This is a genomic window from Hymenobacter cellulosivorans, assembly GCF_022919135.1.
GTDB classification, from domain to species: domain Bacteria; phylum Bacteroidota; class Bacteroidia; order Cytophagales; family Hymenobacteraceae; genus Hymenobacter; species Hymenobacter cellulosivorans.
The window spans coordinates 363,838-390,824 of record NZ_CP095049.1; the positions used below are offsets into that span (position 1 = coordinate 363,838).

Consider the following 26,987-nt stretch of genomic DNA (forward strand, 5'->3'; position numbering starts at 1 on the left):
CAATAATCCATTTATGTGGAGAAATTTACTGTGCCTAGCCACGTTGGTGGCTGTGTTTACCGGTTCTAGTTATGCCCGATCAGAGCCCCCGGCCAATCCCAGCCTGGAGTTTATCGAAAACCGCGGGCAGTGGCCCGCCCCGGTACGCTACAGCGCCGACCTTGCCGATGGGCGCTTGTTCCTGGAACCCGGCGGCCTGACGTACTCTTTTTTGGCAAGCGTGCCCCACGAGCACAGCGCGGCTCCGCGGCCCGCGGCCGAAACCGGCATTCAGGCCCACGCCCTGCGCGTAACCTTCGAGGGCGCCGCCGCTCAGCCGGCGGTACGGGCTGAAAACCAAACGGCCGAAATTCGCAATTACCTGCGCGGCAACGACCCGAGCCGCTGGGCGCATAATGTTCCCGGCTTTCGGGCCCTGCACTATGCCGGCATCTGGGCGGGAATTGGAGCTCATTTCTACGAAAACCGGCAACAGCAGCTTGAGTACGACTTTGAAGTGGCCGCCGGCGCCGACCCTACCCTCATTCGGCTGACTTATTCCGGCGCCGATGCCCTGCAGCTAACCCCTGATGGTGCCCTGGAAGTCCGGACCTCGGTAGGCGTTTTGCGGGAACTGCCACCGCAAGCCTGGCAAACAGATGCCACCGGCCGCCGCGTGGCCGTGCCGTGCACCTACGTTCTGGAAGGTAGCACCGTGCAGTTTAAGCTGGGCCGCTACGACCATGAGCAGGCCCTGACCATCGACCCCACGGTTGTCTTTTCCAGTTACTCGGGCTCCAAGGCCAACAACTGGGGGTTTACGGCCACCTACGACCCGCAGGGCAACATGTACTCCGGCGGCATTGTCTTCGGTGCCGGCTACCCTACTACCACGGGAGCCTTCAGGACTACTTTTGGTGGCGTAGTCGACATAGGCATCATCAAGTATAATGCTGCTACAACTGGCCCGGCAGCCCGGGTATGGGCTACCTACATAGGGGGCTCCGCCTCCGATTTTCCTCACAGCTTAGTGGTAGGCAGCCAAGGCGACTTGTTTCTGCTGGGCTCTACCTCATCTACCGATTATCCTACTTCGGCAACGGCTTACGACCGAACCTTTAACGGCGGCACCTACATTGATCCGTATGGAAACGGCGGGGGTGCTCCCTATGACGTACCGGGCGGCTCCGACTTGGCCATAACCCGTTTGAGTGCCGATGGCAGCAAGCTGGTGGCTTCTTCCTACCTGGGCGGCTCCGGTAACGACGGGTTGCTGCCCCCCGGTATTTCGGCGCTGGCTTATAACTACGGCGATGCGTTTCGGGGAGATATTCTGCTGGATGCCAGCAACAATATTTATATCGCCTCCAGCACTGCCTCCGCTAACTTTCCAACGGCCAACGGGTTCGGCAATACCTACCGGGGCGGCGCCCACGACGCGGTAGTCTGTAAGCTCAACTCTACAGCCAGCAGCCTGCTGTGGAGCAGCTTTCTGGGCGGCTCCGGCGACGATGCGGCCTACTCCCTGCAGCTCGACGCCACCGGCAACGTTTACGTGAGCGGCGGCACAAACAGCACCAACTTTCCGGCCACGGCGGGCGCTCTGCACCAAACCAGCCGGGGTGGGACCGACGGCTTCGTGGCCCGCATCAGCAGCGCGGGCAACCAGATTCAGAAGGCAACTTATCTGGGCACCACCTCCTACGACCAAGCCTACTTTCTCCAGCTCGACGTCAGTGGCGCGGTGCTGGTGCTAGGCCAGTCCTTGGGCAACTACCCCGTAACGGCTGGGCGCTATCAGAACGCGGGCAGCCATCAGTTTATTCATAAGCTCAATGCCGACCTGAACACGACCGACTTTTCGACGGTATTCGGCAGTGGGCGCTCTTCGCTCGACATCTCCCCCACGGCTTTCCTCGTTGACCAGTGCAATCGGATTTACGTCAGCGGCTGGGGTGGGGGGGCCAATCAGCGCGGTCCTTACAACAATGGCAACACGTTCAATATGCCCGTGACGGCCAATGCCGTGCAGCGCACCACCGACGGCGCAGACTTTTACCTGTTGCAACTGGCCCCGGAAGCCACCCGCCTCGACTACGCCACCTTTTTTGGCCAGCAAGGTGGCGAAGGCGACCATGTCGACGGGGGCACCTCCCGCTTTGACCCGCGCGGCGTAGTATACCAAGCCGTGTGTTCTTGCTCCTTTGGCGGTGGAGGGTCCTTTCCTGTTCCGCCCGGAGCCGGTACATTCTCGGTTTCTTCCGGCGTGACGACCGGCTGCAACAACGCCGCTTTCAAGTTCAACTTCGAAACCGTAAACGTGGTAGCCGGCACCGATGCCGACATTTGCGTGTCGGCGGCACCTCAGGCGCTAACCGGCTCACCCGCCGGCGGTGTCTGGACGGGAGCGGGCGTGTCGGGGTCAGTAGCTACGGGCTATATCTTCACGCCTACTTCGGCCTTGCTGGGTGCTAATACGCTAACCTACACCGTCACCGGCGTAGGCCCTTGCGGCGGCGTTTCCACACTCCGGCTCACCGTGGTGCCGTCTCCACCACCGGCGGCTTTCGTTTCGCCAACTCAAACGTCCTTTTGCCTGGGCACCTCCGCCCTACCCAGCGTAGCTCTAACGGCTACTCCAGCGGGCGGTACATTTTCCGGCCCGGGCGTTGTCAACAACGTATTCAATCCGAATGCTGCCGGCCCTGGTACGCACACCTTAGTATACAACGTGACCGTTGCGGGCTGCATCCTGCAGGCTACCCGCACGGTTACGGTACTGCGGGCTACAGCGGGCAGTACCTTTTCCGTTTGCTCTACGGCAGCTCCGGTGGCCCTGCAGAACGGGTTACCCGTCGGGGGCGTCTGGACGGGACCAGGCGTTTCGGGCTCGGTGGCTTCCGGCTTCCTCTTTACTCCTACCAACGCCCTCATTGGCAACGCAACGCTTACTTACACGGTAACGGGCACGAACGGCTGCACCAGCAGTGCCTCGCTGGTAGTTCATGTGGAGCGGGGCGTCGTGTTGACCCCTCCCACACTGCCGGCTTACTGCACCACCACGACTACCCCGGTGCCCTTGCCAGCCGGGCTGTTTTGGAGTGGCCAGGGGGTGCAATTCACCAATGCGGGTTACACGTTTACGCCTTCCCTGGTCAGGGCGGGCACGATTATGCTCAACTACCGCACCGGCTACAGCTTTTGCGACGTATCTGGCTTTGCTCCTGTCACCGTAACGGCTCCTGCCACCATCAGCATGCCCGCCGATACCCTGCTCTGCGTGGGAACTACTCAGCCGTTTCGCCTGCGGGCCACGCCGGTGGGCGGCACCTGGTCGGGAGCCAATGTAACCAGCGCGGGTATCTTCACCGCTCCTCCAGGCTTCAGCGGCACAGCTGTTCTCACCTACACCGTCAGCAGCGGCCCTTGCGTGAGTACTGCCACGCGTCGGGTCAGCGTGGCCCCCGTCCCGTCCTACGCCGCCCGCTGGGACACGGAGCTGTGCGCCGAAACCCGCCAGGCTCCTTTGAAGGTCCGCTTCTCCGATCCGCTCAACAACGCCACCGGCGTCAGTTGGGACTATGGCGACGGCACCAAGGGCAGCGGCAACACAACGAGTCACGTGTATCAACAGCCCGGCCGGTACACGCCCCGCATCACCAGGCTCTACAACAACGGGCAGTGCAGCGTTCAGCTCGATTTGCCCGTTGTTGAGGTGACGCCTGCCTACCAGATTCCCAACATCATTACCCCCAACGGCGACGCGAAAAACGACTATTTCCTGGCTACCAATGGCTGTCCGGCCCGCTTACAGGTGTTTTCCCGCTGGGGCAACAAGGTGTTTGAAGCGGCGCAGTATCACAATGACTGGAATGGTGGTCAGCTCCCCAACGGCACTTACTATTATTACCTCCAGCATGCCGACGGTCTGACCACGAAGGGCTGGCTGGAAATAAGCCGCTAACGTACTCTTTTGGCTCTAGCCCGGCCGGTCGGCATTGCCGGGTGTAGCCTGAACTTCAAGCCCTCCCCATTTCGCCAGCCCGGCGACTGGCTTGCTTTCGGCATTTTTTCGGCTTATCTTTGCACCAGCAAATTGACTACGAAGAGGGGACACACAGTCCCCTCTTTCTTTTGTCCCCCTATTCATCTCCATGAAATTCGACCGCGACCAAATTGCCGAAATGCTCCAGGACAGCCTACCCGGTCCCGAGCTGTTCGTTGTCGCCCTGACCGTGTCCGACGCCATCCGGCCCAAGATTACGGTTATCCTCGACAGTGAGCAGGGTTTCGGTATCGACGAGTGCGCCCTGGTCAGCCGGCGCTTGGCCCGCCGCATCGACGAGGCCTACGGCGAAGAAGCTAGCTATACGCTGGAAGTAACCTCGCCCGGTGCCGACCAGCCCTTCACCGACCAGCGCCAGTACACGCGCCACGTAGGCCGTACCGTGAATGTGAAGCTGCAGGATGGCACCGAGAAAACCGGTGTCATGGAAGCTGCCGAAGCCGAAGGCATTCAGCTGGCTGAAGAAGTCAAGGAGAAAAACAAAAAGAAAGTACTGCCTGCCGTGCTCGTGCCCTTCGCCGACATCAAAGAGGCCCGGGTGGTTATTTCTTTTAAATAACGGAGTAGGCCTACTGCCTAACGCCGCTGGCTTAATTCTGAAATTTATCTAAACCGTAAACTGTTGAGTAAGTAAGGTTTTAAAACCCGCCCGCCCACCCAACAGTTAATAGCTTAACCCCATGAACAGCCACGTTCTGATAGAATCGTTCGCCGAGTTCGCCCGCTCCAAGAACATCGACCGTCCCACGATGATGAGTATCCTGGAAGACGTGTTTCGCACGATGATCCGGAAAAAGTACACCACCGATGAGAACTTCGACGTCATCATCAACGTGGACAAAGGCGACCTGGAGATTTGGCGCAACCGCGAAATCGTGGATGACAACTCCGAGGACATCTGGGATTTCGACAAAATTCCGTTGGCGGAAGCCCAGAAAATCGAGGCCGACTTCGAAGTAGGCGAACAGGTAGCGGAAGAGGTGAAGCTCGAAGACTTCGGCCGTCGCGCCGTGCTCATGGCTCGCCAGACGCTGATTCAGCGCGTTAAAGACCTGGAGCGCGACAACCTTTACCAGGCCTATAAAGATCAGGTGGGAGAAATCGTGACCGGCGAAGTGTATCAGGTATGGAGCCGCGAGGCCCTGATTCTGGACAAAGAGGAAAACGAGCTGGTGCTGCCCAAAGGCGAGCAGATCCCCAAGGACCGCTACCGCAAGGGCGACACCGTCCGCGCCGTGGTTCACCGCGTGGAAATCATCAACGGCACGCCCAAGATTATTCTCTCGCGTGCTGCCCCAGCTTTCCTGGAGCGTTTGTTCGAGCTGGAAGTACCCGAAATCTACGATGGCCTGATTACCATCAAGAACATCGTGCGGGAGCCTGGTGAGCGCGCCAAAGTAGCCGTCGAAAGCTACGACGACCGGATTGACCCCGTGGGTGCCTGCGTGGGCATGAAAGGGTCGCGTATCCACGCCGTGGTGCGAGAGCTGGAAAACGAGAACATCGACGTCATTAACTACACCGACAACCTCGAACTCTACATCCAGCGGGCCCTGTCGCCGGCCAAGATTGGCTCGATGCGGATTAATGAACAAACCGGCCGGGTTTCGGTGTTCTTAAAGCCGGACCAAGTTAGTCTGGCCATTGGCCGCGGCGGTGCCAACATCAAGCTGGCAAGCCGGTTAGTAGGCATGGAAATCGACGTGTTCCGCGAAGCCGGCGACTACGACGAAGATATTGCCCTCGACGAATTCCAGGATGAAATCGAAGGCTGGGTGCTCGACGAGCTCAAGAAAATCGGCCTTGACACGGGCCGTGCCGTACTGGCAGTGAGCAAAGAAGATATCGTTCGGCGCACCGAGCTGGAGGACGTCACCGTAGAGGACGTTTTCCGCATTATCCGCAATGAATTCGAGGATAACGAAGAACAAGAAGAAACCACAAATTCCGGCGACGCGCAATGAATGCGCGGCGGCCGGTACAGCAAGGACGCTAAATCACGCTAGTCGGCGTGATTTGGCGTCGGCTGGCAAGATTTAATGTAGTACCTTTGCATCTGAATACGAGTATCGTTCGCGAGCATAGAATGGCGGAAGCAGCACCTAAACGGCTCCAGCAGGCAGCCAAAGACCTGAATATTGGAATGGGCACGGTCGTAGAGACCTTGGCCAAGAAAGGACATCAGGTAGAAAATAAACCTACCACGAAGCTGACTGCCGAACAGGTGGGCCTGCTGGAAAAGGAGTTTGCGTCATCGGCGCAAGACAAAATGGAGGCTACCAAGCTCACGCAGGCCAAGCGCCAGACGGAGCAGGAAGCCGCTCCAGCTCCTGCTCCCCGGCCCGAGCCTGTTGCGCCGAAAGCTGCTAGCCCCACTGTGTCCGCTCCGGCTCCGGTGGCTGAAGCGCCTAAGCCGGCTGCCCCTGCCCCGCAGGCAGCACCCGTAGCGGAGGCCAAGCCTGCCGCTCCCGTAGCGCCTCAGCCGGCTCCAGCGCCGGTGGCAGCTGCTCCGGCCGAGCCTGAGGCTCCCAAAGTGCCCGGCCTGAAGGTGCTGGGTAAAATTGAGCTCGACTCCAAAGGCCGGCCGATACCGCCGCGGCCCGCAGCAGCGGCTCCCCAGCCCGCTCCTACCCCGGCGCCTCAGCCTACTCCCGCTCCGGTCCCTGTGGCTGCTGCTCCGGTAGCGCCTGCCCCGGCCCCAGCACCCGCTCCCGTAGCTGAAGCCAAACCAGAGCCCAAAGTTGAAGCCGCTCCCCAGCCAGCTCCTGCTCCTGTGCCTGCAGCGGCCCCTGCTGCCGCTCCGGCTCCCGTAGCGGTAGCTCAGGCTGTCCCGGCCCCAGCAGCTACTCCAGCTCCTGAGCCTTCTGCTCCCGCAGCAGCCCCGTCCGCCGAGCCAGCTACGCCTGAGCAAGTCACTGACGGTACTATTATTGCCAAAGCTGATCAGCTTAAGGGCTTGACGGTACTGGGCAAAATCGAGTTGCCGCTTGACTCCTCGCGCCGTGGTGGCCGGAATGCTCGTCCGGTAGCCTCGTCTGATGTGCGCAAGAGTGGCCTCGGCCCCGGCACCGACAACAAGAAGAAGCGCCAGCGCATGCCTGCTCCCGGGGCTCCTACCACGGGTGGACAGGCTGGCCAAGGCGGTCAGAATACCGGCCAGGGTGGTGGCTACCAGGGCAACCGCCCTGCTGGCGGCCAAGGTGGTCCCGGTCAGCGGCCTGGCGGTCCTGGGCAGCGCCCCGGTGGTCCGGGTCAGCGGCCCGGCCAAGGTGGGCAGAATGCTCCCCGCCCAGCAGCCGTAGCCAATACGCCTGAGCAGAACGACAAGCAGATTCAGGAGCAAATCAAGGCTACGCTGGCTAAGCTCAGCGGTGGCCGTGGTGGCAACCAGAACAACCGCGCCAAATACCGCCGCGACAAGCGGGCCGGTGTTGCCGAAGACCGTGAAGCCCAGCGTGCTCAGAATGAACTAGACGCCAAGACCCTCAAAGTAACCGAGTTCATCTCCGCCAATGACCTGGCCTCGCTGATGGACGTATCGGTGAATGAGGTAATCAAGGTGTGCCTGAACATGGGCATGTTCGTTTCCATCAACCAGCGCCTCGACGCGGAAGCCATTACCGTTATTGCCGACGAATTCGGCTACGACGTGGAATTCCTGTCAGCCGAGGAAGAGGAAGTGGACACTACCCTCGACGACAACGAAGAAGATCTGCAGCCCCGTGCTCCCATCGTGACCATCATGGGTCACGTCGACCACGGTAAAACCTCGCTGCTGGACTACATCCGGAACGCCAGCGTAGCCAAAGGCGAAGCCGGCGGTATCACCCAGCACATCGGGGCTTACGACGTAATGACCAAATCGGGCAAGCGCGTAACCTTCCTCGATACCCCAGGTCACGAAGCGTTTACCGCCATGCGTGCCCGTGGTGCCAAGATTACCGACATTGCCATCATCGTGGTAGCAGCCGACGACTCGGTAATGCCCCAGACGCGGGAAGCAATCAACCACGCGCAAGCGGCGGGTGTGCCCATCGTTATTGCGATGAACAAGATTGATAAGCCCGGCGCCAACTCGGAGAAAATCCGCGAAGAACTTTCGCAGATGAATATCCTGGTGGAAGAATGGGGTGGTAAGTATCAGTCGCAGGAAGTATCGGCCAAAACGGGCCTCGGTATCGAGGACCTGCTGGAAAAAGTTCTGCTGGAAGCTGAACTGCTCGAACTACGTGCCAACCCCGACCGCAACGCCGTGGGTGCTGTTATCGAAGCCATGCTGGACAAAGGCCGAGGCTACGTAACTACCGTGCTGGTGCAAACCGGTACGCTGAAAGTAGGCGACGTGGTGCTGGCAGGCCCCCACTACGGCCGCGTGAAGGCCATGACTGACCACCGCGGTAAGAAGATGAAGCAGGCTGGCCCGGCCACCCCGGTTCAGGTGCTTGGTCTGACGGGTGCTCCCCAGGCAGGCGACAAGCTGCAGGTAATGGAAACCGAGCGCGAAGCCCGCGAATTGGCCACCCAGCGTCAGCAGCTGACCCGTGAGCAGAGCATGCGCACCAAGAAGCACATCACCCTGGACGAGATTGGTCGCCGTCTGGCTATCGGCTCGTTCAAGGAACTCAACGTTATTGTGAAAGGTGATGTGGACGGTTCGGTAGAAGCTCTCTCCGACTCACTGCTCAAGCTCTCGACGCCGGAAGTAAAGGTGAACATCCTTTCCAAAGGTGTGGGTGCCATCTCCGAATCCGACGTACTGCTGGCTTCGGCTTCCGACGCCATCATTATCGGCTTCCAGGTGCGGCCCTCGCAGAGCGCCCGCAAGCTGGCCGACAACGAGCAGATCGATATCCGTCTTTACTCTATCATCTACAACGCCATCAATGAGGTGAAGGATGCCATGGAAGGCATGCTGGCCCCAACGGTGCAGGAAGTAGTGGTAGCCAATGCCGAGGTGCGGCAGGTGTTCAACATTACCAAAGTGGGCAGCATTGCTGGCTGTATGGTAACGGAAGGCTCCTTCACTCGCAACACCAAGGTTCGGGTGGTGCGCGACGGCATCGTAGTACACTCCGGCGACATCTCGGCGCTGAAGCGTTACAAAGACGACGTGTCGGAAGTACGCCAGGGCTACGAGTGCGGTATTTCGATCAAAGGCTTCAATGACCTGCGCGAAGGCGACAACATTGAGGGCTTCGAAGAGAAGGAAATCAAGCGGACGCTGTAGTCGGCTTGACAGTAATAAAAGCAGAACGCCCCGGCTGGAAACAGTCGGGGCGTTCTGCTTTTACAGCACCTGGAGGTTTTACACAAAAGATAACGTGGGACAACGGTACGACAGGTAGGGAGCAATCAACGATCTGGTCGCCGAAGACGAGGGGGCATTTACTTGCAATACACATTGGATAAGATGAAAAGCAAGCTGGCATCCCTATTTTTATATTTATTATGATATATATTTGAATGGCTGTTTTTAATTAACATACTGACAGTCAATAGCTTGAGCGTTTAATCACATAATCATGCGATTGACGGCAGAAATTTGCAGAAGTATTTTTGCATCGGTTAATGAAATAATTGCACTACCACCCAACTCGTCCGACCTCTCATTCTACAGTCCTATGAAAACTCTTACCACCTTGCTACTTGCCGCTACCATAACCAGCGGCACGGCCTTGGCTCAGACCAAAACACCGGCCCGAACGGCCAAGCCCGCCAATACCAGCTCTGCTCCGGCAGCACGGCCAGCGGCTACGAAGGCTACCACCAAGCCTGCAGCTAAGCCTAGCGCTACCACTAGCAAACCAGCACCCAAACCAGCACCAGCACCAGCACCTACAACCACTCCGGCTCCAACTCCTGCCCCGGCGCCCGCGGCCGAAGCCCAAACCAGTAACCAGGCAGCTGCCGGAGAACTGTTCCATAAGGGCACTACGATGGTGAATCTTGGGGTGGGAGCTGGCCTAGGATATGGCTACTACGGTACGCTCAAGTCGACGCCGGCACTTAGCCTCTCGGTGGAGCATGGCCTGCGCGAGGGGCTCGGACCAGGTACGATTGGCATAGGCGGCCTGGTAGGCTACAAGTCATACCACTACGACTACCCGAGCAGCAACTACAAGGCTACTTGGACCAACATTATCGTGGCAGCGCGCGGGACTTACCACTACAACGTCTTCGAGGTTCCGAAGCTGGATACCTACGCTGGCCTGAGCCTAGGGGTACGCATTCAGAAATGGAGCGACTCCTATTACGATGATCTTCCCGAGATGCGTGACTATTCGAGCAGCTCGGCCTACCTCACCACCGGCGTTTTTGTAGGAGCCCGCTATTTCTTCAGCAATAACGTGGGAGCCTTTACGGAGCTGGGCTACGATATGAACTACCTCAAGTTGGGCCTGACTGCCAAGTTTTAACCCAAACCGGGGCCGGTTCACGTAAGGGACCGGCCCCGGTTTATGATTGAGTAAGCATTACTTAATCCGCCTATTACATACAGGCAAGGTCTTGGCCTTGGAAGCAAGGCAACAAATCGATACGGTACTGGCTTGCTTAGCAATACTGCCAAGACATATCACCCGTATACTTTCTTGACCAGTAAAGGAGGAATTTTCCGTGGGGTCAGCGGGGCTGGAGTGCTGGCAAACGGAAATAGAAGTGTTGCCAACCACTTCACGGCAGACTTACCCGAGAAGCGCATTCAGAAGAGATAGAGCGGATAATTGCTGATGAAATGCCACCTATGCCCGAATACATCGTATCAAGAAGAAAGCAAACACGGCTAGTGTTGAGCTTTAGACTTAAGATCAGAGCAATGCCCCGGTAGCTTTTCTGCCTTGCCGGGCCCGATACTTCTTCAGCAGCGTCGGGGGCGAACGGTGGCCCCGAGGCCGTTGAAGATGCAAAAAGCCCCGCAGCGCTGCTACGGGGCTTTTTTGGCTGCTATGCTAGCAGACCTAATTTCCTAAAAGAACAGGAAGCGGTGTTTCTTTTTGTGCGACAGAGGCTTGCCCTTGGGGTCGATGCCGGGTGCGCGGCGGCTCTGGCCGCGCTTCTGCTGGGCCGTACCGCGCTTGTCTTTGAACTTGCGTACCGTGAAACCTGAACTGCCTTTTTCGTACTGCCGAGCCGGGCCCGCAGCACGGCCGAAGCTGGTGTTAGCAGTCCCCCCGAGCGAGCCTCCAGAATTTCCATCTGCTGGTCGCGCTTCACTTCGTCGGGGTTCATGCTCATGCGCCGCTGCATCTTGGCAATATCCTCTCCGGAAGCCTTGCGCGACGATTTACGGGAAGCCGTTGGCTTTTCGGTCGGCTCCGACGATTGGGCTTGGGCCTGGAAAGCAACGAGACTTGTGCCAGCCAGCAGCAGAGCGGCAATCAGCTTTTTCATGCAACGAAGAGGATAAGGAGAGGACAGTCGGGTGGAAAAAGCGGTGGCTTCGTTCCCGGGTTTGGCAGCCACACAACCGGCGTAGTGCAAAGATAGTTCAATTTCGTTAAAACCTATAAGTCAGGCCGATACCCAGTGTTTCCTTGAACTGAATACGGCGCCCCCGACTGTCGGGCACTCCATCCTCATTCTGGTCGACGGGCACTAAAACATCGTCATCGTACACGACCGTGGTGGTAATACTGCTACTGATGAATTTATTGACCTTGAAGCTGACCAGGGTTTCCCAGTTCACATCTACGTTGTCAGGGTTGTGCAGATAGTTACTGAAGAGGTCCAGCTTACTTTGAAATGTAACATTCTGCCAGACAGGGCGCCGATACTTTACGTTTAAATACGCGCCGAGTTCCTGTCGAAACTGCTGCCCGGTACCACGAAGCAGCTGACCGGCGGCGTTTCGCTCGGCAGGTTCTACTCCGAAAGCCCCAGCATCGGCCAGCGTCTGGTCGGCTACTACGGTAAACTTGCCCGTGATGGGCGACAAAAACACCGACAGTTGGTCGTTAGGCTTGTAGTCGATGCCGATGGAGGCCAGGATAAAGGCCGGGGCAAAAAAGCGGGACAACAGCGAGTCGGGGTTTTCTACCGCATACGTGGGCGTCAGCTGCGTTTTGACGTTAGCCTGGGCCGCGTAGTAGAGTACCCTGGTAAACTGCCGGCCGTACTTGGCGTTGAATTCGAGCCGGTCGTCGCTTTTGCGGATTTTAGCTTTACCCGCTTTCAGACTGCCGTACACCACATCCAGTGACGTATCGAAGGTGTTGTCGCCGCGGCGGTAGTGCAGAAAAGCATTGCCGATACCCAGCAACGATAAGGAGCTCTGGCCGCCGGGGGCCCAGTTGCTAAGGCTAACCTGGCTGAAGTTGAGCGTACCGACCCCGCCGCGCTTCCAGCCCTGCACCGTATCCGGAGCCGCTGCACTGGATTCTGACGTTTGCGCCCGTGCGGTAGCCGCCGCGCAGCTGAGCAAGAGCAGCAGCAAAAGCCGCGCCCAGGTGGCATATCCGGTAGAAAGGGTCATGCAGTGTGGTAGTAAAAGAGTAAACCGGTCATCCCAGGCTGGGCACGACCGATTTGGCGAGAAGCAAGACTTAGCGGTTGCGCAGCGCGTCCCGGATTTCCATCAGCAGCGCCTGGTCTTTGGTAGGGGTCGGGTCGGCTACGGCTACTACCACGGGCGGCTTCTTGAAGCGGTTGGCAACCTTTACAATGAGGAAGACGCAGAAGGCAATGATGAAGAAGTAAATAATGGCGTTCAGGAACAGGCCATAGTTCACTGTGGCGGCCTTGGCGGCCTTGGCGGCCTCAAAATTGGCGTAGCTGTTGCCGTCCAGGGGCAGATACCATTCTTTCAAGTCAATTCCCCCGATGGCCAACCCGATGATGGGCATAATAATATCGTCGGTGAGCGAAGTGACAATCTTGCCAAAAGCGGCGCCAATAATTACGCCTACGGCCAGATCCAGCACATTTCCTTTCGAAATGAATTCCTTAAACTCAGAAACAACGCTCATATGCTTGCGAAGGATTTGGGGTGAGAACAAAGAAAGTAGCGCCGCTAAATATGAATTTTTTGCGATACTTTACTTTTACATACTTCAGCTCAAATATATAGGACCCTCGCCGGCAACACCGCTGGCTCTCGCCCAACGCCCAATAGCTCTGGGTCAAGCTGAGCGTATTGTCGCTCAGTGGCCGGGGGCGGGCTTCAGTCCGGCCGCGGTTTTGCCCTATCTTTGCGGCCATTCGCTCCTACTTTTCCATCCAACCTAACGCATGGCTACTTTCGAAAACCTGCTGTATTCCCTGGATTCGGCCTCCGGCATCCTGACCATTACCCTGAACCGCCCCGCCAAGCTCAACGCACTGAACGCGGCGACTATCGAGGAAATCCGGGAAGCCACCCAACAGGCCCTCGACGACCCGCAGGTGCGCGGCATCATCCTGACGGGCAGCGGCGAGAAGGCCTTCGTAGCTGGGGCCGACATTTCGGAGCTGGCTGCCTTGAACGACATCAGCGGCCGGCGCGCCGCCGAGCGGGGACAGGAGGCATTTTGCATGTTGGAGGAAAGCACCAAGCCCGTCATTGCGGCTGTAAATGGCTTTGCGCTGGGCGGCGGCTGCGAGCTGGCCATGGCCTGCCACATGCGCGTAGCTTCCGAAAATGCCCGCTTCGGTCAGCCCGAAGTAAACCTGGGCTTGATTCCGGGCTACGGCGGTACCCAGCGCCTGACCCAGCTCGTAGGCAAAGGCAAAGCCCTGGAGCTGTTGCTGACCGGCGACCAAATCAAGCCCGACGAAGCGCTCCGCCTGGGTTTGGTAAACCATGTAGTGCCGCTGGCCGAGCTGCTGCCGTTCTGTGAGCAGCTGATGACCAAGATTCTGAGCAAGGCTCCGTTGGCCGTAGGTTTGGTTATCGACTGCGTGAATGCCTATTACGACAAGGAAATGAACGGTTACCAGACCGAGGCCAACTCGTTTGGGCACAGCTTTGCCTCGGAAGATTTCCGGGAAGGCACCGCGGCGTTCCTGGAAAAGCGCCCGGCCGTATTTACCGGTAAATAGATACTACCAACTGCCTTTGGTGTGCGGGCAGCCAGAAGCACGGTCTTCTGGCTGCCCGCACGTCTGATTATGAAGTGAGTACATGAGCGTAGTAAAAAAACTGGTCGGGCAAACGGCCGTGTACGGCATCAGCAGCATCGTAGGGCGGGCCCTGACCTTCCTGCTGGTGCCGTTGTACACCGGTCGGTTTCCGGCGGCCGAGTACGGCATTGTGACGGAGCTCTACGCCTACGTAGCCTTCCTTAACATTGTGTTCACCTTCGGGATGGAATCGGCCTACTTCCGCTTTGCTAACCGTGAAGGTACCGACCGCCGCCTGCTCTACGACCAGGTGCTGAGCCTGCTACTGACCAGCAGCGTGGTGCTAAGCGGGCTGCTAGCCCTGGCCGCGCCGGCCCTGGCCCGGGTGCTGCACTACCCCGGACGAGAGAACTACCTGATTTGGCTGGCTTTGGTAATGGGCATTGATGCGGTAACGGCCATTGCCTTTGCCCGCCTGCGCCTGGAGAACAAAGCCAAGAAAGTGGCCGTGGTCCGGTTTATGAACATCCTGCTCAATGTAGGCTTGTCCTTGTTTTTCATCGTGTTCTGCCCCGACGTGCTGGCGGGCAAGTACCTGACCGGCCTGCAGCCGCTGGTGCGGGCCATCTACAGTCCCAGCCTGGGTGTGGGCTATGTATTCCTGATTGGGCTGCTGGCCAACGCCCTCTACATTCCCATGCTGTGGCGGGAGCTGACGGATTTTAAATTTCGGCTGAACCTGGCCCCGCTGCGCCCCTTGCTGCAGTATGCTTACCCGCTGATGCTGATGGGCCTGGCCGGTATAGTAAACGAGACCTTCGACCGGCCTCTACTCAAGCACTGGCTGCCCGAGGGCTTCTACCCGGGGCAGTCGAACCAGACGGCTATGGGCATCTACGGGGCGTGCTACAAGCTGGCCATTTTCATGAATCTGGTCATTCAGGCTTTCCGCTACGCCGCCGAGCCTTTCTTCTTCTCCCAATCCACGGACAAAAATTCGCCCGCTACGTTTGCCATGATTCTGAAATGGTTTACGCTGTGTTGCGCCCTGATTTTCGTCTTTATCAGCGTTAATATCGAAGATTTCGGACTGCTACTGCAAAGCCCCGAGTATCGCACGGGCCTGGTCGTGGTACCGGTGCTGCTGCTGGCCAACCTGTTTCTGGGCGTGTACTACAACCTCTCGGTGTGGTTTAAGCTCACCGACAAAACCTACTACGGCTCCTACATCAGCGTGGGCGGGGCGGCCCTGACCATCGTGCTCAACTTCCTGCTGATTCCCCTGCTGGGCTACATGGGCAGCGCCCTGACCACGCTGGCCTGCTACTTTATGATGGCCGTAGTGTGCTGGCGCCTGGGCGAAAAGCACTTTCCCGTGCCCTACCCCGTGGCCCGGCTGGCGGGCTGGCTGGCCCTGGCCTGCGGTCTGGTAGCCCTGAGCTGGTACGTGCCCGTGGCCGACTTCTGGCTGCGCCACGCTTTTCACCTCGGGCTATGCGCCGTATTCCTGGCCTTGCTGGTTCTGATTGAGCGGCCCCACCGGGCACTGAGAGCGTCCTAAGGGCAGGAAGAACTCGGGCATTTTGCGCCCAAATTCTTTTTGTCTCAATTAATCTTCCTAAACTTATCCATATCTGGTTCGGACTATCTTTGCCCCGAATCATCGTTGCCTTGCTCCTTCATGCAGATTCCTGTCATCAACCGCTCCCACCACCCCTTGCCTGCCTACCAGACTGCCCACGCGGCCGGAATGGACGTGCGGGCCAACCTGACGGAGCCCATTACGTTGAAGCCCCTGCAACGGGCCCTGATTCCGACGGGTCTGTTTATGGAAATTCCGGTGGGCTACGAAGTGCAGGTGCGGCCCCGCAGCGGCTTGGCCTACAAGCACGGCATTGGCATTGTCAACAGCCCGGGCACTATCGACGCAGACTACCGCGGAGAGCTAAAAGTACTGCTGGTCAACCTCTCAGCCGAGGATTTCGTCGTGCAGGACGGGGAGCGAATTGCCCAGCTGGTGGTAGCGCGCCACGAAACAGCCGAGTGGCAGGAAGCAACCGAGCTTTCCAAAACCGAGCGGGGCACCGGCGGCTACGGCAGCACGGGCACCAAATAGTCCATCCAAATTGCGCTGAATACGTTTCAACACCTAACTCAACTACCTAAAATTCTCTTTTTTCCGCTATGAAAATCATCGTTCCGATGGCCGGCATGGGCAAGCGCATGCGCCCCCACACTCTTACCGTTCCTAAGCCCCTGATTCCGATTGCCGGTAAGCCCATCGTGCAACGATTGGTCGAAGACATTGCCAAAGTCTGCGGTGAGCAGGTTGAAGAAGTTGCCTTCATCATTGGCCGCTTCGGCGAAACGGTAGAGAAAAGCCTGATTAAAATTGCCGAGTCGGTAGGCGCTAAGGGCACCATCGTGTACCAGGATGAGCCTCTGGGAACGGCCCACGCCATTCTGTGCGCCAAAGAATCCTTGAGCGGCCCATTAGTAGTAGCTTTTGCCGATACCCTGTTCAAAGCTGACTTTACCCTCGACAGCTCGGCCGCCGGCACTATCTGGGTGCAGCGTGTAGACGACCCCAAGCCCTTCGGCGTGGTAAAGCTCGACGAGCAAGGTCAGATTACTGACTTCGTGGAGAAGCCCCAGGAATTTGTGTCCGATTTGGCCATCATTGGCATCTACTACTTCCAGGACGGCGAGTACCTGCGCGACGAGCTCCAGTTCCTGCTCGACAACGACATTAAGGACAAAGGCGAGTACCAGCTCACCAACGCCCTGGAAAACATGAAGAACAAGGGCACAACGTTCGTGCCCGGCCGCGTGACGGAATGGCTCGACTGCGGCAACAAGGATGCCACGGTATTCACCAACCAGCGCTACCTCGAATACCTGCAGGAGCGCGGCGAAAACCTGGTAGCTGAATCCGCCAAGCTGGTCAACTCCGTTCTTATTCCCCCGGTTTACATCGGCGAAAACGTCGTCGTTACGGATTCAGTGGTCGGTCCGCACGTGTCCTTGGGCGACCAAAGCAACGTGCGCAGCTCGGTGCTGAGCAACTCCATTGTGCAGCAGTCGGCTACGGTGCTGCATGCCAACGTGACCAACTCCATGATTGGCAACTTTGCCTCCGTAACGGGCACCCCCGACGATTTGAGCTTGGGCGACTATAACACGCTGCGCGTGTGATATTTTTGTCCCTCATGATGTTAGCAGTAGCGCGGGCTTCTGTCCGCAGATTTGTTTATTTGGCGTAACTCCCTTTTTTGAACGGCGAACAGCCGTCCGTGCTACTGCGTCCATGAGTCGATTTGCCCCTTTTTCACTTCTCCTGCTGGGCCTGCTGCTGGCCGGGCCGGGGTATGCCCAGCAGCCGGCGGGCAAGGAAACGCCGGCCAAAGAAGCGCCGTCTACCGATACCAAGCCTCGCAAGCTCAGCCGCAAGGAGCGCAAGGAGCTGGCCCACCGCGCCGAGCTGGACGTAGCCCGGCAGCAGGTGCGCGAGCTGTCGGAGAAAGACCGGGAAATGAGTGAGTCGTTCTTCGTGGAAGGCGTCAAGTTCGTGCTCCTGGAAGATTACAACAAGGCCCTGGAGCGGCTGCTGAAGGCGTACGCCCTAAACCCGACCAACGCGGCCATCAACTACAAGATTGCCGAAACTAACCTGCTCAGCGGCAACCTCAAGGATGCTACCAACTTCGGGCTGGTAGCCGTGAAGCTGGACCCCAAAAACGCCTACTACTACCTACTACTGGCCCAGATTTATTCTTCCCAGAAGCAGTATGACCAGGCCGCCAAGGTCTACACCAACTTGATTAAGGACGTGCCCGATTCGGGCTACTACCTCTTCAACCTGGCCGACTTGTACCTGGCGCAGGGCAAGCTCAACGAGGCCCTGACCACCTTTGAGCAGGCTGAGAAGCAGTTTGGGCCGCTTGATGAGGTGTCGTTCAAGAAGCAGCAGATTTATCTAAAGCAGAACAACCTCGACAAAGCCCTGCAGGAAGGCGAGGCCCTGATGGCCTCCAACCCTGAGGAAGTGCGCTACGTGCTGGCCCAGGCCGAAATGTACGCGGCCAACAACCGGTTTCCCGATGCCATCCGGGTAGCAGAAAAGGCCCTGAAGCAGGACCCCGACAACCCCCAGGCCCGCATGATTCTGGCCGACATCTACCGGCAGCAGCAGAACAAGCCCGAGTCGGATAAGCAGATCAAAATTGCCTTCGAAAGCCCTAGCCTCGACATTGACGAGAAGGTGCGGATTCTGGTCGACTACATCAAGCAGTTGCCCAACCCGGCCCTGGAAACCATTGCCCTGGACCTAGCGGCTATTACGACCCGCGTCCATCCGAAGGAGGCCAAGGCATTTTCCGTGGCCGGCGACATTCAAACCATTACCGAGCATAAGGAGCTGGCCCGAACCAATTACCTCAAGGCCATCAAGCTCGACAACTCCAAGTTTCAGATCTGGCAGCAGGTGGTGCTCATCGACGCCGAGCTCAACCAGATTGACTCCTTGCAGCGCCACACCGACCAGGCCCTGGAGCTGTTTCCGAACCAGGCGCCGCTGTGGTACTACAACGGCGTGGCCCAACTCCTGAAAAAGCAGCCGACCAAGGGCATCAAATCCCTGGAATACGGCCGCAAGCTGGCTACCGACAACCCCGAGCTATTGGCCCAGATTGACACCCAGCTCGGCGACGCCTACCACGAGGTAAAGGAATACGCCAAGTCGGATGCGGCCTACGAGGCGGCCCTGACCTTTGACGCCAACAATGCCCAGGCCCTGAACAACTACAGCTATTTTCTCTCCATCCGGGGCGAGAAGCTGGAAAAGGCCAAGGAAATGTCGGGCAAGCTGGTCAAGCAGTTTCCTACCAACGACACCTACCTGGACACCTACGCCTGGGTGCTCTACAAGCTCAAGGACTACACCGGGGCCCGGCAAAGCCTGGAAAAGGCCCTAAAAACCAGTACCGACGCTACCATCATCGAGCATTACGGTGACGTGCTGTTTCAACTCGGGGAAAAAGAACTGGCCATGGCCGAATGGCAAAAGGCCAAAAAAGCGGGCGGGGCTTCAGCCCTTATTGACCGCAAGATCAAAGACAAACGACTCTATGAATAAGTGCTTTCCGCTGGTATTGCTTTGGGTGGGCCTGCTGCTCAGTGGCTGTAGCTCCAAGATTTTCCCGACCAAGTCGGCCACGACCACTGCGCCAGCCAAAGGCTCTGAATTGGTAAAAGCCAAAAACCTGGACTTCCGCTACCTGAAGGCCAAAGGTAAAATCAAGGTGGATATGCCCCAGTTGCAGCAATCCGCTAACCTCAACCTGCGGGTGCGCAAGGACAGCGCCATCTGGCTGTCGGTGTCTTTGGGCATCGAGGGCGTGCGGGCTTACATCACCCGCGACTCGGTACAGGTGATTAACTACCTGCAGAAGGAATACTACGCCGGCGACTACGCTTACCTGAGCCGCCTGCTGAACGTGCCCGTGACGTTTGACCGGGTGCAGGCCCTGCTGCTGGGCAACTACTTGCCGGCTGAAGCCAACACCACGCCCAAAATCGGGGACGAAGGCGCAATGCAGCGGGTCGAGTTTCAGGAAGGCGGCGTGCTTATTGCCCAGCTTATCGAGCTCACGCGCAACCGGGTGCAGCAGATCAAGCTAACCGAGCAGCAAACCCAAAACCAGTTCACGGTCGACTTCTCCGATTTCCGCCCGCTGGCTCCCAGTACCATACCGTTTGCCTATTCGGTGCTCGTGCAGGGCCAAGTTACCAAAGGCAAGCCCGCCACCGCGACGATTAACTACCGAAACATTGATGTAGACCAGGAGCGGCTGACTTTCCCTTTTTCGGTGCCCAAGGGCTATGTTCGCAAAAAGTAAGCGTACCGCCTTTCTTCTGGCAATAGTAAGTCTGTTGGCGGTGCAGAGCGCGCCAGTGTGGGCGCAGCAGCGCACCACCCGTAGTAGCGCCACCAAACCCAAAACCAAGGCCCAACTGCTGCGGGAGCGGCGGGCCACGCTCAAGCGGATTCAGGAAACCAGCCGGATTCTGGAGCAAACCCAGAAGCAGAAAGAAGCGTCGGTGGGCCAGCTCAATGCCCTGAAGGAAAAGCTGACCGTGCAGCAGGGCGTTATCAAGAATATTTCCTCGGACCTGAAGTACATCGAGTCGGATGTGCGGCAGACCGAGACGCAGGTGCAGAAAACCCAGCAGAGCCTGGAGCAGCTGCGGGCCGAGTATGCCCGTATGATTTACGCTTCCTCGAAAACGGCCAACAGCTACAACCGCATCATGTTCCTGTTTGCGGCTGAATCGTTCAACCAGTTTATGCTACGCCTGCGCTACATCCGCCAGTACTCGGAAGTGCGCCAGGCCCAGGCCGCCCAGATTGCCAGCACCAAGCAACGCCTAAGCCAGCAGCTGACCGGCCTCACGGCTAAGAAGCAGGAGAAAAGCACCCTGCTCACCACCCAGCTTACCGAAAACCGTAACCTGGTCACGCTCAAAACCCAGCAGGACCAAGTCGTAACCAAGCTTAGCCAGCAGGAAGAAAGTCTGCGCCAGGAGCTGGCCGAGCGCCAGCAGGCCGTAGGCCGCCTCGACAACCTGATTGCCGAGCGGGTACGGGAAGAAATTGCCCGCGCGGCTCGCGCCGCCGCTCGTGCGGCGGCAGCCCGTGCCCGGGCTAATGCCGCACGAGCCAATGCTGGCTCGGGTACGGCACGCCCCAGCTCCCCTTCCCGGGCAGCTACTGCCGAAGCAGCGGCGGCCGAGGAAGCGGCCGTGGAGCGGGTAGACAAAGTGACGCTCACACCCGAAACGGCAGAACTCTCGTCGTCCTTTGCCGACAACCGCGGCCGACTGCTGTGGCCGGTTTCGAAGGGGTTCATCTCCCAGCGCTTTGGCCGGCACGCTCATCCGGTGCTCAAGAACGTTATTGTCGAAAACCGGGGTGTCGATATTCAGACCAGCGCCGGGGAACCGGTCCGGGCTATTTTCGAGGGCAAGGTGCTGACCGTGGCTAGCATTGCGGGCATGAACAATATCGTCATGATTCAGCACGGTGAGTATTTCACGGTGTACGCCAAGTTGCGCAGCGTAAGCGTAACGGAAGGCCAGCACGTGGATATGCGCCAGCAGATCGGCACGGTATACACCAGCCCGGATGGTACTTCGGAGGTGCAGTTTCAGGTGTGGCGCAACAGCTCCAACCTAAACCCGGAAAACTGGCTCGGACGCAAGTAAGCTCGACAGTAAAGGTCATAAAAAAACACCGTACAGAGTACGGTGCCTTTCTGAGCTATGAAAACAAACTTAGCTACCAGAAACCTCCCCGCAACGGCTAAGACGTCGTCTATACTCGCCGCGAAGCATTCCTTGATAACAGGACGAAAGATAGTTGGCCCATTATCAATTCCCAGCATCTTTCGCTGAAAGTGTAATATTTCTCGGCCAAGGATATCTTTTTCTATCCGGCCAAGCGCTACACTAGGTTTAGGCGATTGAGCAAGCTTGCTTTGTAAGAACTTCCGATGGGTACGGGCAATAAGTTGCTGGCGCCTTCGGTCCCGCGGCCGGTATCCACTATCACGGCATCAGCTTCAATGGCCATAATCCGGTCGAGGCGCACGATGTACTTGCGGTGTACGCGGGCAAACTCGCGGGGAGGCAGCTTGGTCTCCAGTTCCTTCATCGTACTGTAGACCGTGTGCCGGTCGCGGCCGGCATAAATGTTGACGTAGTCGCCCAGGGCCTCTACGTAGCGGATATCGGCGGCGCTGACGCGCACCAGCTTGTGATCCTGCTTGATAAACAACTCGTTACGGCTAACCATATAGAGCGAGTCGGCCGCATCGTTGGCCATGCGCAACAGGCCTTCAAGCTTGCGCTGCTCTTGCTCCAACTGTAGGCGGGCGCGGCGAAGCTCCAGGTGGGCTACCACTTCCCGGGCCAGAATGCGCAGGGCCTCACGCTGCTGCTCGGTCAGGCGGCGCGGCACCCGGTCGATGGCGCACAAGGTGCCCAACGACTGTCCTTCGGGCGTTACCAGAGGAGCACCGGCGTAGAAACGGATACCTGGGTCGTCCGTTACCAGCGGATTGCTGCAAAACAACGGGTCTTTGCCGGCATCTTCAACCTCGTAGATATCCGTGCCGAACATGGCGTGCTGACAGAACGAGATTTCACGCTCCGTACTGGTCACTCCTTCCAGGCCAACGTTGGCTTTGAACCACTGCCGTTCGGCATCAATTAGGGAAACCAGCGAAATAGGCGTGCCGCAGATGCAAGCCGCCAACTTCGCCAGATCATCAAACACCTCCTCGGCCGGTGTGTCCAGAATCTGGTAGTTGCGCAACGCATCCAGGCGCTCGGCTTCCCGGGTATCGTGTGACGAGTGATTAGTAAGAAAACCGGAGGAAAAAGGTGGGCTCGTTTTCGCTGGCATTGGGCAAATATTGGTAAAGGCAGAAGGCAGCCGACACCATAACAATTCAAAGATAAAAATGCTTTAGGACAAAGACCCGGCGGAGTATGTTGAAATCCGAATTTTATGACCCGGGCTCAGCACGAAAAGAGTGAGGGTCGCGTTGCCCCTTCACGAATCTTTATATGTACGAGCTTGCCGGTTGCTCCGGATTGGCGAAGGAGGCGTATAATTTTTTCAGAACCCGACTAGGTTAACTCATTTGAAAATTATCGGGTACTTTTACCAATCCTAACCGGCGCTTATTCGCGTACAATAAGCTTTGCCACTCCAAACCGGCCTCTGGCCAACCGTTTATGACACTTGCCTCGCTTTTCCTGATCGGCAACTTCGGCACGACCGAAATCCTGCTGATTCTTTTTGTTATTATCTTGTTGTTCGGTGCCAAGCGCATTCCGGAGCTGGCCAAAGGCTTGGGCAAAGGCATTCGGGAGTTCAAGGATGCCTCCAAGGACGAGCAGCCCGAGTTTCGGGACCGGCCGGTAAACCCCAACGACCCGAATCAAACCCGTCTGTAATCCCCGACTACCATGCAGACTCCCACACTTATCTTCCTAGGCGACCTTGGTGGCGGCGAAATCATGCTGATCATGGTCGTTATCCTGATCTTCTTTGGCGCCAACAAGATTCCTGAGCTAGCTCGGGGCCTGGGTAAAGGCATCCGCGAATTCAAAGACGCGTCGCGTGAAATTCGCAGCGAGTTTGAAAACGCTGACCAGCCCCGCCCCAACCCTAACGCCGGCTACCAAGCGCCCCCCGTGTACTCGGCCCCCGCTCCTGAACCAGCAGCGGTAACGCCGGTACATCCTAACGCTGCCGACAACTCGAATGTGGCTTACACTGCTCCCGCTACTACGGTAGCTCCGCCCATGGATGGTGGCATCACGCCCCCGGTACCGACTACGGAAGAGCGGCCCCGCCTTGATCAAATGACCAACTGATAGCAACCACTTGAGACGCTTTACCTCTCTTACGGAAGTTCGCAACGAGCTGACGGCAGGCACGACCACCTGCCGTCAGCTCGTGGAGTATTATCTGGATAACATCCAGAAGAAAAGCCATTTGAATGCTTTTCTGGAAGTATGGCCCGAAGAGGCCCGTGCCCAGGCCGAGGCCGTGGACGCCAAGCTAGCCGCCGGCACTGCCGGTAAGCTGGCCGGTATGGTTATCGGCCTGAAAGACGTGCTGGCTTACAAGGACCACGCTCTGCAAAGCAGCAGCCACATTCTGGACGGCTTCAAGTCGCTCTTTACCGGCACGGCCGTGCAGCGCCTGCTCGATGAGGACGCCATTATCATCGGTCGCCAGAACTGCGACGAGTTTGCCATGGGCGCCTCCAATGAGACGTCCTACTTCGGCCCAGCCCGCAACGAAATTGACCCTGAGCGGGTACCCGGTGGTTCGTCGGGGGGCTCGGCAGTGGCGGTGCAGGCCGACTTGTGCCTGGCCTCGATTGGCTCTGATACGGGCGGCTCGGTTCGCCAGCCAGCGGCTTTCTGTGGTATCATTGGCTTCAAGCCAACTTACTCGCGCATTTCCCGCTACGGCTTGGTGGCCTACGCTTCGTCGTTCGACCAGATTGGCACGCTGACCCGCTCGGTGGAAGACGCGGCCCTACTGCTAGAAGTAATGGCTGGCCCCGACGACTTCGACTCGACTGTGAGCCAGCAGCCCGTGCCGGCGTATAGTGAGCTGCTGACGCCCGCGCCCCACTACCGCATCGGCTACATCCGCGACACGATGGAGCGGCCCGGCCTGAACCCCGAAATCAAGGCGGCGGTGGAAGAAACGCTGGATACGCTGCGCGGCCAGGGCCACGTGGTAGATGCCGTGGAGTTCCCCTACCTCGACTTCATTGTGCCCTCCTACTATATTCTGACCACGGCCGAAGCCAGCTCCAATCTGAGTCGCTTCGACGGGGTGAAGTATGGCTACCGCGCCCCGGACGCTACGGATCTGGAGTCGCTGTACAAGAAAACCCGCGCCCAGGGCTTTGGCCCCGAGGTGCAGCGCCGGATCCTGCTGGGTACCTTCGTGCTGTCGGCCGATTATTACGACGCCTATTATACCAAAGCCCAGCGGGTTCGTCGTTTGATTAAGGACAAGACCGACGAGTTGCTGCGCCAGTACGACTTCCTGGTGCTGCCCACGACGCCGACGACGGCGTTCAAGATTGGCGAAAACCAGAAAGATGCCTTGGCTATGTATCTGGCCGACATTTTCACCGTACAGGCTTCCCTAGCAGGCGTACCAGCCATTTCGGTACCCGCTGGGGTTGACTCGGCCGGTCTGCCGATTGGTGTGCAGGTGCTCAGCGGCGCGTTCCGCGAAGAGCATTTGCTGGCCTTTGCCAATTCTCTCACGGAATCCCTCACTCCCGCCATTCCCTGATGAAAAAGCCGTTATTGCGCGTTGCCGCCCCTTTTCTGCTCCTGGCTTTTACGGCCCGCCCCAGTGCGGCGCAAGTACAACCCGAACTGAATCCGGCCGGCACGCGCAGTGACGACACCACGCGCGTGCAGCTCACCCAGCCGCTCGACTCCCTGGTAGCCGAGCCCCAATCGGCCCAGGACTCGGCGCGGCTGGTGTGGCTACAGACGCCGCCCGAGCTGCGCGACCTGGTCGGGGACCGGATAAGCTGCCTCGACACCGACATGCCGCACGTGTTCAACGGCTCGGTGATGAGCTTTGTGAACTACTTCACATTGCGCAACCGGGGCTACACCCAGCGGATTCTGGAGCGGCAAAACCTGTATTTCCCGCTATTTGAGAAATACTTGGCCAAATACCACTTGCCCCAGGATTTGAAATACCTGGCCGTGGTAGAATCGGCGCTGGTACCCACGGCCCGCTCCCGGGTGGGCGCCGTGGGGTTGTGGCAGTTTATGGGCCCCACCGGGCGCGACATGCGGCTGGTGCAGAACGAGTACATCGACGAGCGGATGAATCCGGAGAAGTCGACGGAGGCGGCCTGCAAGTACCTGCGCGACCTGTACCGGATGTTTGGCGACTGGGAGCTGGTGCTAGCGGCCTACAACTGGGGCGGTGGCAACGTGCAGCGGGCCATGAAGCGCACCGGCAAGCGCACCTTCTGGGATTTGTATCCGCAGTTGCCCAAGGAAACGCGCAACTACGTGCCCACCTTTACGGCCGCCATGTACACGCTGCAGTACGCCAAGGAGCACGGCCTGCACAACGACTCCCTGCGCTACCTCTACCCCGAGGCCCTCGACACCCTGGTTATTTCGGGCCGCAGCCTGGATTTGCGCAAGTTCTCAGCTCAGTTCGGCCTCGACTCGGCGGCTCTGGCGCGCTACAACCCCGAAATTCGGAAAACCTACCTGCCCGAAACCGTCCAGAACTACAAACTGACGGTGCCGGCCTGCGTGCGTACCGAGCTGGCCATGCTGAACCGCACTGAGGTACTGGACTTCTGCAAAGTGGTACTGCCCCCACCCCGCCCGATTACGCCTTTGGTGCCCGCCCTGCCCCCAGCTGATTCTGCCGCGGCTGCCCTGGCTGCAGCGGCTAAAGCGGCGGAGAAACCCCAATACCGTCGGATTCGGCACTCGGTGAAGCGCGGCGAGAGTGTGGCCGACGTGGCAGAGCGCTACGACGTGAGCCCGGCCCAAATCCGGCGCTGGAACAAGCTGCGCCAAGGCCGGGCCCTGGTACACAAGCAGCAGCTCGTAGTATTCGTGCCGCTGGAAGCTTCGGAAACAGTAGCTCCTGCCGTAGCGGCCGTAGTGCGTAAGGCCGCCGTGCCGGCCAAGCTGCCGCTGCCGGATGAGAAACCGGAGAAGGAGGCTGTAGCCAAAGCAGTGGCTCAGGAAGTAGCCGCCGTAACGAAGCCCGCCAAAGCAGCCGCTGCCGACAACGACACAACCGAAGCTGCCACGGCCGAGCCAGAAAAGACCGTAGCCGCTGCGCCCGTGCGCAGCTCCCGTAGCAGCCGGGAACGGGAAGCCGCTGCCGCAGCCAGGGCCGCCAGTGTAGCCACCTCTGACGACGACAGCCTGCCCGCCGAGTACACCGTGCGCCGGGGCGACAACCTGACCCGGCTGGCCCGGGAACGGGGCGTAACTGTGGCCCAGGTTATGGCTTGGAATAACCTTTCAACTGAAGCCGTGATGCCGGGCCAAAAGCTGCTGTTTCGGGCTCCTACCGAAGCCGAAGCGGCGACGGCGGCCAGAACCGTAGCGCGCCGGGCCCCGGCCGCGGCCAAGCCCACGGAAGTGTTGCCTGCCCCGAAAGTACACCTGGTGCAGCCCGGCGACACGCTCTACAACATTTCCCGCCGCTACCAGGGCGTCACGGTAGAGCAGTTGCGCAAGCTCAACAACCTAAAGTCGGATGAGGTGAAGCCGGGGCAGAAGCTGCTGGTGCAGGGCTAGGGCTCTTGAC

Annotated in this window: 20 protein-coding genes; 16 read left to right on the forward strand and 4 right to left on the reverse strand. The window is 58.6% G+C overall.

Annotation, left to right across the window (positions count from 1 at the left end):
* The first annotated feature begins 13 nt into the window (after positions 1-13).
* The 5 genes from MUN80_RS01645 to MUN80_RS01665 all read left to right on the forward strand — a co-directional run bounded on the left by MUN80_RS01645 (position 14) and on the right by MUN80_RS01665 (position 10,461).
* Positions 14-3,943: a DUF7948 domain-containing protein gene (locus MUN80_RS01645; RefSeq protein ID WP_244718755.1), complete on the forward strand. Its 3,930-nt coding sequence runs from the start codon at positions 14-16 to the stop codon at positions 3,941-3,943.
* Between the two features lie 190 nt (positions 3,944-4,133).
* On the forward strand, positions 4,134-4,604 hold the full coding sequence (rimP, locus tag MUN80_RS01650) for a ribosome maturation factor RimP (RefSeq protein ID WP_244718759.1): 471 nt from the start codon (positions 4,134-4,136) through the stop codon (positions 4,602-4,604).
* Positions 4,605-4,725: 121 nt separating this feature from the next.
* The gene (nusA, locus tag MUN80_RS01655) at positions 4,726-6,009 is read left to right on the forward strand and encodes a transcription termination factor NusA (protein ID WP_244718762.1); all 1,284 of its coding nucleotides are present in this window, start codon (positions 4,726-4,728) and stop codon (positions 6,007-6,009) included.
* A 122-nt stretch (positions 6,010-6,131) separates the two neighbouring features.
* Positions 6,132-9,272 (forward strand): translation initiation factor IF-2, encoded by a 3,141-nt coding sequence (gene infB, locus MUN80_RS01660; protein ID WP_244718764.1) that lies wholly within the window; start codon positions 6,132-6,134, stop codon positions 9,270-9,272.
* A 394-nt stretch (positions 9,273-9,666) separates the two neighbouring features.
* Positions 9,667-10,461 carry a hypothetical protein gene (locus tag MUN80_RS01665; protein WP_244718766.1) on the forward strand — a complete coding sequence of 265 codons (795 nt, stop codon included), beginning with the start codon at positions 9,667-9,669 and terminating at the stop codon, positions 10,459-10,461.
* Between the two features lie 526 nt (positions 10,462-10,987).
* Here the strand turns inward: MUN80_RS01665 and MUN80_RS01670 are convergent.
* The 3 genes from MUN80_RS01670 to mscL all read right to left on the reverse strand — a co-directional run bounded on the left by MUN80_RS01670 (position 10,988) and on the right by mscL (position 13,008).
* Entirely contained in the window at positions 10,988-11,434 is a 447-nt protein-coding gene (locus MUN80_RS01670) for a hypothetical protein (RefSeq protein ID WP_244718768.1), read from the reverse strand.
* Positions 11,435-11,540: 106 nt separating this feature from the next.
* Complete coding sequence (locus MUN80_RS01675) at positions 11,541-12,515, reverse strand: DUF3078 domain-containing protein (RefSeq protein WP_244718770.1); 975 nt, start codon at positions 12,513-12,515, stop codon at positions 11,541-11,543.
* 70 nt (positions 12,516-12,585) lie between these two features.
* On the reverse strand, positions 12,586-13,008 hold the full coding sequence (gene mscL, locus MUN80_RS01680) for a large conductance mechanosensitive channel protein MscL (RefSeq protein WP_244718772.1): 423 nt from the start codon (positions 13,006-13,008) through the stop codon (positions 12,586-12,588).
* Positions 13,009-13,270: 262 nt separating this feature from the next.
* Here mscL and MUN80_RS01685 point away from each other — a divergent pair, with 262 nt between their 5' ends.
* From MUN80_RS01685 to MUN80_RS01715, 7 genes are all read left to right on the forward strand, one after another.
* The gene (locus MUN80_RS01685; protein ID WP_244718774.1) at positions 13,271-14,059 is read left to right on the forward strand and encodes an enoyl-CoA hydratase/isomerase family protein; all 789 of its coding nucleotides are present in this window, start codon (positions 13,271-13,273) and stop codon (positions 14,057-14,059) included.
* An 82-nt stretch (positions 14,060-14,141) separates the two neighbouring features.
* A complete protein-coding gene (locus tag MUN80_RS01690) occupies positions 14,142-15,641 on the forward strand; it encodes an oligosaccharide flippase family protein (protein ID WP_244718777.1) in 1,500 nt (499 codons plus the stop codon).
* 120 nt (positions 15,642-15,761) lie between these two features.
* Positions 15,762-16,196 (forward strand): dUTP diphosphatase, encoded by a 435-nt coding sequence (dut, locus tag MUN80_RS01695; RefSeq protein ID WP_244718780.1) that lies wholly within the window; start codon positions 15,762-15,764, stop codon positions 16,194-16,196.
* A gap of 68 nt (positions 16,197-16,264) precedes the next feature.
* Positions 16,265-17,275 carry a sugar nucleotidyltransferase gene (locus tag MUN80_RS01700; protein ID WP_244718782.1) on the forward strand — a complete coding sequence of 337 codons (1,011 nt, stop codon included), beginning with the start codon at positions 16,265-16,267 and terminating at the stop codon, positions 17,273-17,275.
* Between the two features lie 112 nt (positions 17,276-17,387).
* Positions 17,388-19,214 (forward strand): tetratricopeptide repeat protein, encoded by a 1,827-nt coding sequence (locus MUN80_RS01705; protein ID WP_244718785.1) that lies wholly within the window; start codon positions 17,388-17,390, stop codon positions 19,212-19,214.
* Complete coding sequence (gene lolB1, locus MUN80_RS01710) at positions 19,207-19,977, forward strand: lipoprotein insertase outer membrane protein LolB1 (protein WP_244718787.1); 771 nt, start codon at positions 19,207-19,209, stop codon at positions 19,975-19,977. Before MUN80_RS01705 ends, lolB1 begins: the two co-directional genes overlap by 8 nt.
* The gene (locus MUN80_RS01715; protein WP_244718789.1) at positions 19,961-21,343 is read left to right on the forward strand and encodes a murein hydrolase activator EnvC family protein; all 1,383 of its coding nucleotides are present in this window, start codon (positions 19,961-19,963) and stop codon (positions 21,341-21,343) included. The genes lolB1 and MUN80_RS01715 overlap by 17 nt, the downstream gene beginning before the upstream one ends.
* A gap of 238 nt (positions 21,344-21,581) precedes the next feature.
* Here MUN80_RS01715 and MUN80_RS01720 read toward each other — a convergent pair whose 3' ends face one another.
* Positions 21,582-22,544, reverse strand: coding sequence for a GAF domain-containing DNA-binding protein (locus MUN80_RS01720; RefSeq protein ID WP_244718791.1), 963 nt, complete (start codon positions 22,542-22,544; stop codon positions 21,582-21,584).
* 335 nt (positions 22,545-22,879) lie between these two features.
* Between MUN80_RS01720 and tatA (MUN80_RS01725) the strand changes: the two genes are divergently transcribed.
* The 4 genes from tatA (MUN80_RS01725) to MUN80_RS01740 are packed head-to-tail and all read left to right on the forward strand — an operon-like array spanning position 22,880 to position 26,977.
* On the forward strand, positions 22,880-23,101 hold the full coding sequence (gene tatA / locus MUN80_RS01725) for a twin-arginine translocase TatA/TatE family subunit (protein WP_244676004.1): 222 nt from the start codon (positions 22,880-22,882) through the stop codon (positions 23,099-23,101).
* A gap of 12 nt (positions 23,102-23,113) precedes the next feature.
* Entirely contained in the window at positions 23,114-23,524 is a 411-nt protein-coding gene (gene tatA / locus MUN80_RS26070; protein ID WP_311136262.1) for a twin-arginine translocase TatA/TatE family subunit, read from the forward strand.
* Between the two features lie 10 nt (positions 23,525-23,534).
* On the forward strand, positions 23,535-24,974 hold the full coding sequence (gene gatA, locus MUN80_RS01735; RefSeq protein WP_244718793.1) for an Asp-tRNA(Asn)/Glu-tRNA(Gln) amidotransferase subunit GatA: 1,440 nt from the start codon (positions 23,535-23,537) through the stop codon (positions 24,972-24,974).
* Positions 24,974-26,977: a LysM peptidoglycan-binding domain-containing protein gene (locus MUN80_RS01740; protein ID WP_244718795.1), complete on the forward strand. Its 2,004-nt coding sequence runs from the start codon at positions 24,974-24,976 to the stop codon at positions 26,975-26,977. The genes gatA and MUN80_RS01740 overlap by 1 nt, the downstream gene beginning before the upstream one ends.
* Positions 26,978-26,987: the final 10 nt, after the last annotated feature.